The sequence below is a fragment of the Cobetia marina genome (assembly GCF_001720485.1).
In the GTDB taxonomy this organism is placed as follows: Bacteria; Pseudomonadota; Gammaproteobacteria; order Pseudomonadales; family Halomonadaceae; genus Cobetia; species Cobetia marina.
On sequence record NZ_CP017114.1, the window covers coordinates 597,036 to 610,532 of the forward strand.

The window sequence follows — 13,497 nt, forward strand, 5'->3', positions numbered from 1 at the left end:
CAAGCGGATGCTCATGCTCTCGACTAAAGTCAGCCTGCGATGAGCTGGCCCCTTGGCTACTGTCAGAAGCGAGTCGCCAAGTTTCCTGATAAGCAACGCAAGACGCAGGGAATATCACTCACTCCATGAGGACGAATGATTCAGTCAATGGAGACCATTCATCGGTTCATCGCCGATGGGTCTCTCGCCAATCACAATAACAATGCGAGAACTCCGTCATGAAGGAAGAGAATGCCAAGGCGTATTGGGCCGCCAATATCAGACTGATCATGGGGTATCTCGTGATCTGGTTTGTCGTGTCCTATGGATGCGGAATCCTGTTGGTGGATGTCCTCAACAATATCCAGTTCTTCGGTTTCAAACTCGGTTTCTGGTTTGCTCAGCAAGGGGCGATCTATTTCTTCCTCGCGCTGATCATCTTGTACGCCCGTTCGATGAACAAGCTGGATGAACGCTTCGACCTCCACGAGCAATGAGCGGTGTTGAACCGCTTCCGTGGGCAGGTCTGCGATGAATTCCAGCAACGGCTCTGCAGGAAAGGAACAGGACTGAGCGTTTCATCTCTCACGACAACAAGATGATCGATATCGCCAAGGACAACGCCAATGGATGTTCAATTACTGACGTACCTTTTCGTGGGCGCCTCGTTCGCGCTCTACATCGGCATTGCGGTGTGGTCGCGTGCCGGCTCTACCAAGGAATTCTACGTGGCGGGCGGAGGGGTCCACCCCATCGCCAACGGGGCCGCCACCGCTGCGGACTGGATGTCTGCCGCCTCCTTCATCTCCATGGCGGGCATCATCGCCTATGTGGGCTATGACGCCTCCGTCTATCTGATGGGCTGGACGGGTGGCTATGTGTTGCTGGCGATGTTGCTGGCACCGTATCTGCGCAAGTTCGGCAAGTTCACGGTGCCGGATTTCGTCGGTGACCGTTATTACTCGAGCGTCGCACGTACCGTGGCGGTGGTCTGTGTCATCTTCATTTCCTTCACCTATGTCGCGGGTCAGATGCGCGGCACCGGCATCGTCTTCGCGCGCTTCCTTGAAGTGGACGTGAACGTCGGTGTCGTCATCGGCATGGCGATCGTCTTCTTCTATGCCGTTCTGGGTGGCATGAAGGGGATCACCTATACCCAGGTGGCGCAGTACTGCGTGTTGATCTTCGCCTTCCTGGTACCGGCCGTCTTCCTGTCGATCATGATGACCGGACACGTGCTGCCTCAGACCGGCTTCGGCGGCACGCTGGTGGATGCACAGGGCAACGATACCGGCGTCTATCTGCTGCAGAAGCTGGATCAGGTCGTGACTGACCTCGGCTTCCGCGAGTACACCGAAGGCTCCAAATCCACCATCGATGTCTTCTTCATCACGGCGGCACTGATGTGCGGGACCGCGGGTCTGCCGCACGTCATCGTGCGCTTCTTCACGGTACCGACCGTCAGGGATGCACGTATCTCCGCTGGCTGGGCGCTGTTCTTCATCGCACTGCTCTACACCACTGCGCCGGCCGTGGGTGCCTTTGCGCGGGTGAACCTGGTCGAGACCGTCAACGAGACAGCCTATGAGGAACTGCCGGGCTGGTTCTACAACTGGGAGAACACCGGTCTGATCGGCTGGGTCGACAAGAATGGCGACGGCATCATCCAGATGCGCGGCGGTGACCCCTTCGCGGGCAAGCCGAGCTATGAAGGCGACGCCGACAGCCAGGCCGCTCGTGGTGAGTATGGTCAGCGTCTGGTGAGCAACACGCCCACCGACAACGAGAGCGAGGTCTACATCGACCGCGACATCATCGTGCTGGCCAACCCGGAAATCGGCAATCTGCCGGCATGGGTCATCGCGCTGGTGGCGGCAGGTGGCGTGGCGGCGGCGCTCTCGACGGCAGCGGGGCTGTTGCTGGTCATCTCCTCGGCCATCTCGCATGACCTGCTCAAGAAGACCTTCAAGCCAGACATCACCGAGAAACAGGAGTTGATGGCAGCTCGCATGGCGGCAGCGGTGGCCATCGTGATCGCCGGTTACTTCGGCATCAATCCGCCAGGCTTCGTGGCGCAGGTGGTGGCCTTTGCCTTCGGTCTCGCGGCCTCGAGCTTCTTCCCGGTCATCCTGCTGGGGATCTTCTCCAAGCGCATGAACAAGGAAGGCGCTATCGCGGGCATGCTGGTCGGGCTGGTGTTCACCTTCAGCTACATCGTCTACTTCAAGTTCATCTCGCCGGAGCTCAACACGGCGGAGTACTGGCTGCTGGGCGTGTCGCCGGAGGGGATCGGCTCGCTGGGCATGGTGCTCAACTTCGTCGTCGCGGTCGTCGTCTGCAAGGTGACACCGCCGCCGCCCGAGCACATCCAGCATATCGTCGAGGACATCCGCGTGCCGCGCGGGGCAGGAACGGCAGTGGATCACTGATCCCTGACGACAGCGCCTGGCCCGCTTGACCTCTCGGTCTGCGGGTCAGGCCCTACATATCCCGAGGCCCCGTCGTGCATTCGCAGGCGGGGCCTCATGGCTTGATGATCCGTGCCCTTCGGGACGGAGAGCCAGTGGAGTCGTGTCATGCAAGCCACATTAGTCGAAATTCCGTTCGGCGAGCCGCCGTTCAGCCTGCTGGATGAGCGCAGCCGGGCACGGCTGGCCGAGAACGTCGACCTGCAGTACTTCGCGGCCCTGGAGCAACCGCTGATACCGGGAGCGGTGGGAGAGGCGCTCTTCATCATCCACAAGGGCGAGGTGGTCGAGCTGGCGGCAGAAACGCCATTGCCGGACACCGCCACCCTGGAGCAGGCGCGACGTGAGGGTCACGACGCCTGGCTGAGTCTGCGCATCGGGCATTACAGCAAGGGAGATCTGTTCGGGGCCTTGACCCTGCTCAACGGCGAATGCCGGACACGCTTCGTCTGCGAGCAGGAAACGCTCTGCTATCAATTGCCGGCCGACCACTTCCGTCAGCTGTGTGAAGGCAATCCCGGGTTCGAGGAGTATTTCCAGCACAGCCTGCGTGACAAGGCCCGGCTGCTCGCGGCGTATCGGGACACCCGACTCGGCAGCAGCCGGGACCAGACAGGCTTCATGCTGGCGAGGGTGATGGATTGCATGCGTCCGCCACTGGTGATGCCAGCCAGCAGCAGCATCGAGGCAGGCGTGAAGGCCATGGGAGAGGCTGGTGCTGACAGTCTGATCATCGAGGTACAGGGCCGTTGTGGCGTGGTCACGCGCACCGATCTGCTCAACGCACTGGTGCTGGAGGGACTTCCTGCCACGCATCGTCTCGCCCCTCTGGGCACCTTCGCGCTGGTGGCGGTCACCGCCGAGGATTATTTGTTTCAGGCACTGGTCCAGATGACGCGTCATCGGGTCGCCCGCGTGGTGGTGCAGGAATCGCTCGCTGCCGATGCCAAGGTGGTCGGAGTCATCGAGCTGACCGATGTGCTGGGCTTCTTCTCCAATCGTAGCCAGCTGGTCAGTCTCGAGATCGAGCGCGCGGCGGATCTGGAGGCGCTGGCGCTGGCCAGTGCTCGCCTGCCGGAGCTGGTCCGCGCGCTGGTTCTCCAGGGCGCGCATCTGCGCCATGCCATGGCACTGCTCAGCGCCCTCAATGGACGTCTGATCGAGCGCACCTTCGCCCTGCTGGTGGAAGAGCAGCACCGAGTCTCCTGCTGTCTGATGCTGATGGGCAGTGAGGGGCGTGGCGAGCAGATGCTCAAGACCGACCAGGACAACGGGCTGATTCTCGCTGATGGACATCAATGGCCAGACTGCAGCGACGCCATGCAGACCTTCAGCGCTACCCTGGCACGCCTCGGCTATCCACCGTGTCCGGGCAACATCATGGTCTCCAATCCAGAGTGGGTCGCGACCGAATCCCGCTGGCGCGGCAAGGTGGCGCGCTGGTGTGCCGGACGCGATGGGGAGGCGCTGATGAATCTAGCCATCGTCTTCGATGCACGCGCCAGCGGTGGCAATGCCGAGCTGGTCGACAGTCTGCGCGGACACCTGGTGCAGCATGCCCGACGTGATGAATTGCTGCTGTCGCACTTCGCGCGCCCGGCATTGCGGTTCTCGACGCCGTTGACGCTGTTCGGCTCACTGCGCTCACCCCGCCATGGCATCGACATCAAGAAGGGCGGCATCTTTCCCATCGTGCATGGGGTACGCACCATGGCGCTGGAGCGTGGCGTGATGGCGACCGGCACCTTTGCGCGTCTTGAGGCGCTGGTAGAGGAGGGGCGTATCGAGGCCAGCGACAGCGAAGATCTGTCTGAGGCCCTGTCGCTGTTCTCCGAACTGCGTCTGCGTCAGCAGTTGCGGCATCTCGAGGAGGCGCCGGCCAACGCTGGCAGACACGCTGAGCAAGAGCTGTCCGAGGCACGGGGTGACGCCAGCACCGCCAGTGCCAATCTCATCATCACCCAGTCGTTGTCTTCGCTGGAGCGGGACCTGCTGCGCGATGCCTTGAGTCGGGTCAAGGATTTCAAGCAGCGCCTGACCCATCGTTATCACCTGGATTACTGACGCGCGGCCGAGCGCCGCAAGGAGATGGCATGTTCCAGCAGCTACGTCGTGCGGCAGACCGCCGCCGCCATGGGCATGGCGAGTTTGCCGAGCTGTTCAGACCCTGGCACGCCAGTGAACATGAGGGAGAGCGGGTGGCACTGGATTGCGAGACCACCAGTCTCGATGTCGAGCGTGCCGAGCTGGTCTCGCTGGCGGCGGTACGTTTCGATGCGCGCCGGGTGAGGACGGCCAGCGCGCTGTCGTTGCAGCTCCAGTGTCCGGAAGGCCTGCGCGGTGACTCCATCCGGATTCATCGCCTGCGCGGAATCGACCTGCATGGTGGCGAGGCGCTCGGCGACGCCTTGCACCAGTTGCTGGCCTTCATCGGCAATCGCCCGCTGGTGGGGTGGTGCATCGATTTTGATGTCGCGGTGATCAATCGCCACCTGCGGCCACGTTTCGGCTTCGACCTGCCCAATCTGCGTCATGATCTCGCGCGCGACTACCTGAAGCGCTGTCGTCACGCTCAGCCCGAGGCCGCGCCGGACCTGCGCTTCGAGGCCATGGCCGAGGCGCTGCAGGTGCCGGTGATCGGGCGGCACACTGCGCTGGGGGATGCCGTGACCAGCGCCATGATGGCGCAGCGCCTGATGCTGCCGGTCACTCAAGTCGTGCCACGTCACGATGCCTGTTCAGGCTCATGAGCCTGAACCACCTGGTCCATGCGTCGCCCGGGCGACGAGCCTGTGGTTGATGGCCCTGCGATTGATGGCCCTGTCGTTGTTAAACCTCTTGGCTAATAAACCAAGGTCTGTTGCCGGAATGTCCAATGGCAAGACATCACCCGCTTGGCCACACTGGCCCCATACGACGACGCCACGCTGCTTTTCCTCATCGTGACAGGCATGCGCGAGCCCTTGTCGAACCGGATTACACGCCAGTGCAGTACCGACCAGCAACACGGTCAGCCATGCAGGATGCATTACCGAGCAGCTTGATAATCATAACGGGGTAGCGACAGCGTGCAGAGGTCATGATCGACGAAGACCTGCTGTCAGCCAGCCCCAGTCAGGCCCGAGGGATGTGAACGCTTCGCCCTGCGCGATGACGGATGCACTCTCGGGATCGCCATCACTACGCCAGGTGATGGCACCGGGCCTTGGGCACCTGCCTGAGGCCCGGTTTCAGATTGGGCACCACGCGTTGTTGCCTTTCTTGCCTATTCAGGGTTCTTGCCCACGAGGTGCGACATGCTGATCGCGACCAACACGTTATTGATCATTGGCCTTGCCATCGTTCTGTTTGCCTATTCCCTCTACATCCGTCGTACCCAGGATGTCCGGGGAGTACTGATGTTCTGGTCTCGCAAGCTGGCGCTCACCGCGCTCGAATTCCGACTGCAGCGCTTCGGCATCATGGTGATGCTGGGCGGAGTGGTCATCCGCTATCTGGAAGTCCTGCGGCTGTTCTGATCGCTTCCCGTCATCTGCAAGAATCCCCCCACGCCCGCTGACTGCGGGCGTCTTGCGTATTGCGGCAGGCCGTCCGCCTCTGTGACGTGACACTGGCCGATGCTAGACTGTGTGCCCTCCCAAACTGCCTGTCTGATGCCCCATGTTCACACCTGAAACTGACGCCACCTCCCGCACGCATGACGCAGCGGATGCCAAGCATGAGCTGAACAAGCTGCAGAAGCGGCTGCGCCGCAATGTCGGCACCGCCATCACGGATTACGGCATGATCCGCGATGGCGACAAGGTGATGGTGTGCCTGTCAGGTGGCAAGGACTCCTACACCATGCTGGACATCCTGATGAACCTGCAGCGCAATGCGCCGGTCCAGTTCAGTCTGGTGGCGGTGAATCTGGATCAGAAACAGCCCGGTTTCCCGGAGCACGTGCTGCCGGCATGGCTTGAGTCAGTGGGCGTGGAGTACCACATTCTCGAGCGTGACACCTATTCCATCGTCAAGGAGAAGGTGCCCGAGGGCAAGACGACCTGCGGGCTGTGTTCACGCTTGCGGCGTGGCTCGCTGTACGGCTTTGCCACCGAGATAGGAGCGACCAAGATCGCCCTTGGCCATCACCGCGATGACATTCTCGAGACGCTGTTTTTGAACATGTTCTTCGGTGGCAAGCTCAAGACGATGCCGCCCAAGCTGCTGTCGGATGATCAGCGGCATATCGTCATTCGTCCGCTGGCCTATTGCCGCGAATCGGACATCGAAGCCTATTCCACGGCGCGTCAGTTCCCGATCATTCCCTGCAACCTGTGTGGTTCCCAGGAGAACCTGCAGCGTCAGGTGGTCAAGGAGATGCTGCAGGACTGGGAGACGCAGCATCCCGGGCGGCTCGAGACCATGTTCCGTGCCGTCACTTCCGTGGCACCCTCGCACCTGGCGGACCGTGAGCTGTTCGACTTCGCGGGGCTGGATGAGAAGCGCGATCGCTTCCAGGCCACGCGTATCGATGCGCTGGACATGGACTCGGAGCAGGCCGGCATGGCAGAAGACCTCTTCGAAGCCGAGCGCCGTGTTCAGACTGCCTCCGAGACTGCGGCCTCATTGGGCCGGGAGCTCTAAGCCCGGATCCTGCTGACATCCGCGAATCCCGACGCCATCTCGCCTGTCGCGAGGTGGCGTCGTGCGTTTCAGGGCCGGTAATCCGTAAATGGCAAGACGGGACAGCGCTGGCGTGCGTGAGTGGAACGTCATCGAGAGTTGACGGCCCGCGACCATTGTCGTCTCGCCTGACAGGGCAACTGTCCGCATGCTCTGAGGATGTCGGATGACCCAAGGGCAGGGGGCGGTGATGGACAATGATGTCGATGAACGTGGCAATGGTCAGCAGGGCCAACGTCTGGCGGCGACGGTGCTGCATGGCTTTGATGAGTACCGCTCGCGCTTCAAGCAGATTTCCAGCGATGCCAGACGGCGTTTCATCGAGGCCGACTGGCGTGAGGCACAGCAGGCCTCGGCGGCACGCATCAACCTCTATGACGAGAAGGTCGCCGCGACCATGGAGCGTCTGGCGCGCGCCTTCGAGCCTGAGCGTCTGAGCGAATGCACCCTGTGGGGCGAGGCCCGACGCCATTACATGACGCTGATCGATCAGCGCCTGGACTACAAGCTGGCCGAGACCTTCTACAACTCCATCTTCTGCAGTGTCTTTTCCCACCGTCATATCCGGGATGACTGGATGTTCGTGTCATCCTCCCGGCAGGCGCCAGCTCGCCACTCCGGGATGAGCATCAGCCACCGTGTGCCGGTCGAGGGTGATTGGGCAGGGGCGCTGGACACGGTATTGAGCGAGGCCCCGCTGGGGATCGCCTTCGAACATCAGGGGCGCGACGTGACATTGGGCGCCGAGATGCTGCTCGAGGTGTTGCCACCCGAGGTGCGTGAGGCCTCCGATGCCACCTTCGAGGTGTTGCGCAGCGTCTTCTATCGCAACAAGGGGGCCTACCTCATCGGACGCATCGAGGGCGGCGGGCAGACGCTGCCGCTGGTGCTGCCGGTACTGCATACCGAACGCGACGGCGTCTATCTCGATACCGTGATCATCGAGCCCGAGGAAGTCTCGATCATCTTCTCCTTCACCCGCGCCTACTTCCAGGTCGAGATCGAGGTGCCCGGTGAGGTGGTGGGCTTCCTGCAGACACTGATGCCCGACAAGCCCATCGGCGAGCTCTACGCTGCCATCGGGTTCTACAAGCACGGCAAGACCGAGCTTTTCCGTGGCCTCAACGACCACGTCGCCAGCCGCACCGACCGATTCATCATCGCGCCGGGCGTGCGAGGCATGGTGATGGCGGTCTTCGTGCTGCCCAGCTATCGACTGGTCTTCAAGCTGATCAAGGATCGCTTTGCGCCCAGCAAGGACATGAGCCGCGACCAGGTGCGCCAGAAGTATCGTCTGGTCAAGCGCCACGACCGCGTCGGCCGTCTGGCGGACACCCAGGAGTTCTCCAATTTCGCCGTCGGACGCGATCATTTCGATCCCGACTGCCTGGCCGAGCTGCTGGAGGTCTGCAGCTCCTCCATCACGCTGCGCGGCAACAAGGTATTGATTCGGCATTGTTATACCGAACGCATGATGACGCCGCTCAATCTCTATCTCGAGCAGTGTGATGAGGATGAGACGCGCGCCGTGCTCAATGACTACGGCAATGCGATCAAGCAGCTGGCCGCGGCCAACATCTTCCCCGGCGACATGCTGCTGAAGAACTTCGGCGTGACCCGTCATGGTCGGGTGGTCTTCTACGATTACGACGAGATCAACTATCTCACCGAGTGCAATTTCCGCGAGATTCCCGAAGCGCTCTACCCTGAGCAGGAGATGGCCAGCGAACCCTGGTATTCCGTGGGACCGAACGACATCTTCCCGGAAGAATTCGGCCCCTTCCTGTTCGCGGATCTTGGGCTGCGCAAGCTGTTCTACGAGCTGCATCCGGAAATCTTCCAGGCCAGCTGGTGGAAGGGGCTGCAGGATGCCATCACGGCGGGACGGGTGATCGATGTCTACCCCTATCGCAACAAGCGACGTTTCGGGGTCGATCGCAGCCAGGACTTCATCGATGACTGAAGGCTTGCGTTCGGACAGGAAGCGCCCCCAGGCTCGGCAATGGGACGTCACGATCAAGTTCACAGCGAGAGAGAGTGTTGGATGAGTGAAGGTTTCAGGGATCCTGGCGCGCGCCATGGTCGGCATCTGGTCGTGCTCAGTGGCGCAGGCATCAGCGCGGAAAGCGGTCTGCGCACCTTCCGTGCGGAAGATGGCCTGTGGGAAGAGCATCGTCTGGAGGAGATCGCCACTCCGCAGGCATTTCGGCGTGATCCGCAGAAGGTGCTGCGCTTCTATGATGATCGCCGTGCCCAGGTCCGGCGGGCCAGGCCCAACGCGGCGCACAAGGCACTGGCAGAACTTGAACAGGCCGGTTTTCGTGTCTCGGTGATTACCCAGAATATCGATGATCTGCACGAGCGCGCCGGCTCGCGTGAGGTCATGCATCTGCATGGCGAGATTCTCAAGGCACGCTCGAGCGTCGACCACGGCTTGCGCTACCCGCTGCCGCGCGGTGGCATTCGGCTGGGAGATCTGTGTGACAAGGGCAGTCAGTTGCGCCCGGACGTGGTGTGGTTCGGTGAGGCAGTGCCACTTTACGGCGTCGCCGAAGGCATCGCGGCGGAAGCGGATCTGCTGTTGATCGTGGGGACCTCGCTCAAGGTGATGCCGGCCTCGAATCTCTATGCAGCGGCACCGTTGGATGCCCCCATCGTGCTGGTGGACCCGAATGCCCATGAGCTGGCGGAGCCCGGCGTGCATCCCCTGGCGGAAAGCGCCGGGCAGGCAGTGCCACGTCTTGTGCGCCATTGGTTGTATCAGGGACACCTGGGCCTGCCTGATACGTTATGATGCGCGGCTTCAGGCCTGCCATGGGCGGTGGGCCAGCAATCCCGGAGGCAAGCAACCTTCGGTGACCGGAAATTGAAAGCATGTTTGAGACGCTGAATCGTTTCTTCCCGCTGTGGGCCCTGTTGTTCGCCGGCCTCGCCGTGCTGGCGCCGGCGCCTTTCGTGGCCCTCAAGGATGTCATCCAGCCGCTGCTGGCCCTGATCATGTTCGCCATGGGACTGACGCTGTCGCGTGAGGATTTCATGCGTGTCGCACGTCGTCCGGGGCCCATCGCGCTGGGCCTGCTGCTGCAATACAGCGTGATGCCGCTGGCTGCCTTCCTGATCGCGCGGCTGCTGGGGCTGGACCCCGCGTTGACGGTCGGCATGGTGCTGGTGGGGGCCACTGCGGGGGGAACCTCCTCCAACGTGATGACCTGGCTTGCCGGTGGTCACGTGGCCCTGTCCGTCTCGATGACCATGGCCTCGACACTGCTCTCCATCGTGATGACGCCGCTGTTGACCTGGTGGCTGCTGGGGACGGACATCGACGTGCCGGTGAGCGGCATGCTGCTGAGCATCGCCAAGCTGGTGGTGGCGCCCATCGTGCTGGGTGTCATCGTGCATCACTTCGCGCGTGACGCCATCCGCGAGTGGGAATCGGCGCTGGCGAGTCTGGCCATGCTGGCGATCGTGCTGATCATCGCCATCGTGGTGTCGCTCAATGTCGGTCGCCTGGCCACGCTGGGCCCGCTGGTGGCATTGGCCGTCGTGGCGCACAACGCCATCGGCCTGAGCGCCGGCTATGGCCTGTCGCGCCTGTTCGGACTGGATGAGCGTACCTCGCGCACCATCGCCATCGAGGTCGGCATGCAGAACTCCGGACTGGCGGCGTCACTGGCCAGCCAGTTCTTCTCCGCCACGGCGGCGTTGCCGGGAGCGATCTTCTCCATCTGGCACAACGTCTCCGGCTCGTTGCTGGCCGGTTACTGGAAGCGTCGGCCGCCGAAGTTCGTGACCGGCGGCAAGCACCGCTACGAGGTATAGCCGCGACACTCGCTGAGTGAACCACGCTTGGCGACACGAGACGGCAACATGAGAAAGGGACACGCATGCTAGAATGCGCGTCCCTTTTTCTTTGGTACTGACCACCCATCATGTGTGATTCCCGTCTTACGCCGGCCGCTGGTCATCCCGCCAGCGTTGATCAAGCCGCTTCCTCCGCCCCGGAGTCGACCGAGCCGGGCGAGGCCAGCGGTATCACGACGCTTCCCAGTGGCGAGCCGGATGAGTGGCACGGACGCCACCCGCGACGGGAATTCAAGGCGCGTGGCAGCCAGGTGATTCGTTGCGAGGCCTGCCGTCTGCCCAGGCTTAATTGCCTGTGCCCGTATCAGGTCAGCGCGCAATCACGGATCACGTTCTGGTTGATCACCCACCCGTTGGAGCACTACAAGCCCACCAATACCGGGCGCCTGATCGCTGATGTGCTGGCGGGCACCGAGGTCTTCAGCTGGTATCGTGTCGAGCCGGACCCCCGCCTGCTGGCGCTGCTGGAAGATGAGCGCTATCAGCCGTTCATCATCTTCCCGGACGATCAGCCGGACTACGCTGATCGCGTGGTCGACGTGAATGCCATCGCCGGTGTCGGGCCCGAGGTGGCGACGCATACCGCCAGTGGCGAGGAGCGCATTCCGGTCTTCATCCTGCTGGACGGGACCTGGCGTCAGGCGCGTCGCATCTTCCGCAAGAGCCCTTATCTGGATGGTCTGCCGGTGCTGCCGCTGCACACCACGCGTCTGACGCGCTATCACCTGCGCAAGCCGGCGTCCCAGTCACATCTGTGCACGGCGGAGGTGGCGGCGGAGCTGCTGCGTCAGGCGGGGGAGGAGGAGGCGGCCAACGTGCTGGATGATTACTTCGACGCCTTCAATGACTGCTATCGCGCCAGCCGGATTCACTATGTGCTGGAGCCGACCGCACCGATGCGTCGGCTGTTGGCTCGCCGTGAGGCCAATGTCGGCGAATAGCCGTGACACAGAAGTGAGAACGCCCCCGTCGGAGCCATCCGGCGGGGGCGTTCGCGTTCAGGGGCGGGCAGGAGCTTGTCCGCTCCGCCTGCTCGACGGGCAGGACTCAGCGTCGCCAGAAGGCCGGCGTGAACAGAACCAGAACCGTGAAGATCTCCAGACGCCCCAGCAGCATCGCCAGAATCAGGATGCCCTTGGCCGCCCCCGGGATATCGCCGTAGTGGGTCGCGACCTCACCGAGTCCCGGCCCCAGGTTGTTGAGCGCAGAGCCGACCGCCGACCAGGCCGTGACCTGATCCAGTCCGGTGGCCAGCATGCCCAGCATCATCAGCACGAACAGCAGCAGGTAGACGGAGAAGAAGCCCCATACTGCCTCCGCGACCCCTTCGGAGATGCGCATCTTGCCCACCTTGACCGAGAGGATGGCGTTGGGGTGGATCAGACGATGCACCTCACGCACGCCCTGCTTGAGAATCAGCAGGATACGGATGACCTTCATGCCGCCGCCGGCGGACCCGGAGCACGCGCCGATGAAGGCGGCGATGAACAGCATCATCGGCAATACGCCCGGCCAGCCGGTGAAGTCGGCGACGCCGAAGCCGGTGGTGGTGGCCACCGAGACGGCCTCGAACAGGCCATGGCGCAGCGCCTTGCTGTCATCGTAGCTGCCGGTGAGCAGCAGGCCGGCGATGGTCACGCAGGTCAGGATCAGCAGCAGGATCAGGAAGAAGCGGGTCTCGGGATCGCGCAGATAATGACTGATCCGCCCCTCGCGCCAGGCGGCGAAGTGCAGGCCGAAACTGATCGAGGACACCACCATGAAGAACACGCAGATCATCTCGATGGTGGCGGAATCGAAGTAGCCGATGCTGGCATCGTGGGTCGAGAAGCCGCCCACCGCGACGGTGGAGAAGCTGTGGCCGAGGGCATCGAACCAGCTCATGCCGGCGGCCCAGTAGCTGGCGAAGCACACCAGGGTCAGGGCGGCGTAGATGTACCAGAGCGCCTTGGCCGTCTCGGTGATGCGCGGCGTCAGCTTGGAGTCCTTCAGCGGCCCGGGGATCTCGGTGCGATAGAGCTGCATGCCGCCGATACCGAGAGTCGGCAGGATCGCCACCGCCAGTACCACGATCCCCATGCCGCCCAGCCACTGCAGCTGCTGGCGATAGTAGAGGATGGAGTGGGGCAGCAGATCGAGCCCCGTCATCACCGTCGCCCCGGTGGTGGTAAGTCCCGAGAACGACTCGAACATGGCGTCGATGATCGACAGGTTCGGGTCCTCGGCGAGCAGGAAGGGCAGCGACCCGAAGGCACCCAGCACCGTCCAGAACAGCACCGTGATCAAGAAGCCATCGCGGTTGCGCAACTCCTTGCGGGCATGCCGGTTGGGATAGAACAGCGCGAAGCCGGTCAGCAGGGTGATGCCGAGGGCGATGGCAAAGGCGCTGAGGGTATGGTCCTCGAAGGCCAGCGAGATGAGCATCGGCGGGACCAGCGTCAGGCTGAACAGCATCAGCAGAATGCCGAGGATGCGATAGATGACGCGCAGGCTCATGCACGCCCCCCACGCATCATGACGCGGA

11 protein-coding genes are annotated in these 13,497 nt (G+C 62.6%); 10 read left to right on the forward strand and 1 reads right to left on the reverse strand.

Going from position 1 to position 13,497, the window contains the following annotated elements:
- The first annotated feature begins 218 nt into the window (after positions 1–218).
- From BFX80_RS02565 to BFX80_RS02610, 10 genes are all read left to right on the forward strand, one after another.
- Positions 219–476: a DUF4212 domain-containing protein gene (locus BFX80_RS02565; RefSeq protein WP_077380124.1), complete on the forward strand. Its 258-nt coding sequence runs from the start codon at positions 219–221 to the stop codon at positions 474–476.
- 129 nt (positions 477–605) lie between these two features.
- A complete protein-coding gene (locus tag BFX80_RS02570; protein WP_077380122.1) occupies positions 606–2,408 on the forward strand; it encodes a sodium:solute symporter family protein in 1,803 nt (600 codons plus the stop codon).
- Between the two features lie 147 nt (positions 2,409–2,555).
- Positions 2,556–4,511, forward strand: coding sequence for a DUF294 nucleotidyltransferase-like domain-containing protein (locus tag BFX80_RS02575; RefSeq protein ID WP_084207892.1), 1,956 nt, complete (start codon positions 2,556–2,558; stop codon positions 4,509–4,511).
- A 29-nt stretch (positions 4,512–4,540) separates the two neighbouring features.
- Positions 4,541–5,197: a 3'-5' exonuclease gene (locus BFX80_RS02580; RefSeq protein ID WP_077380118.1), complete on the forward strand. Its 657-nt coding sequence runs from the start codon at positions 4,541–4,543 to the stop codon at positions 5,195–5,197.
- 546 nt (positions 5,198–5,743) lie between these two features.
- Positions 5,744–5,965: a hypothetical protein gene (locus BFX80_RS02585; protein ID WP_077380116.1), complete on the forward strand. Its 222-nt coding sequence runs from the start codon at positions 5,744–5,746 to the stop codon at positions 5,963–5,965.
- A 142-nt stretch (positions 5,966–6,107) separates the two neighbouring features.
- A complete protein-coding gene (gene ttcA, locus BFX80_RS02590; protein ID WP_077380114.1) occupies positions 6,108–7,073 on the forward strand; it encodes a tRNA 2-thiocytidine(32) synthetase TtcA in 966 nt (321 codons plus the stop codon).
- A gap of 229 nt (positions 7,074–7,302) precedes the next feature.
- Positions 7,303–9,075 carry a bifunctional isocitrate dehydrogenase kinase/phosphatase gene (gene aceK, locus BFX80_RS02595; protein ID WP_077380112.1) on the forward strand — a complete coding sequence of 591 codons (1,773 nt, stop codon included), beginning with the start codon at positions 7,303–7,305 and terminating at the stop codon, positions 9,073–9,075.
- Positions 9,076–9,156: 81 nt separating this feature from the next.
- Positions 9,157–9,906: an SIR2 family NAD-dependent protein deacylase gene (locus tag BFX80_RS02600; RefSeq protein WP_077380110.1), complete on the forward strand. Its 750-nt coding sequence runs from the start codon at positions 9,157–9,159 to the stop codon at positions 9,904–9,906.
- Between the two features lie 80 nt (positions 9,907–9,986).
- Positions 9,987–10,931 carry a bile acid:sodium symporter family protein gene (locus tag BFX80_RS02605; protein WP_077380107.1) on the forward strand — a complete coding sequence of 315 codons (945 nt, stop codon included), beginning with the start codon at positions 9,987–9,989 and terminating at the stop codon, positions 10,929–10,931.
- A 110-nt stretch (positions 10,932–11,041) separates the two neighbouring features.
- Positions 11,042–11,914, forward strand: coding sequence for a tRNA-uridine aminocarboxypropyltransferase (locus BFX80_RS02610; protein ID WP_084207893.1), 873 nt, complete (start codon positions 11,042–11,044; stop codon positions 11,912–11,914).
- A gap of 106 nt (positions 11,915–12,020) precedes the next feature.
- Here BFX80_RS02610 and BFX80_RS02615 read toward each other — a convergent pair whose 3' ends face one another.
- On the reverse strand, positions 12,021–13,469 hold the full coding sequence (locus BFX80_RS02615; protein WP_077380103.1) for a TrkH family potassium uptake protein: 1,449 nt from the start codon (positions 13,467–13,469) through the stop codon (positions 12,021–12,023).
- Positions 13,470–13,497 lie beyond the last annotated feature (28 nt).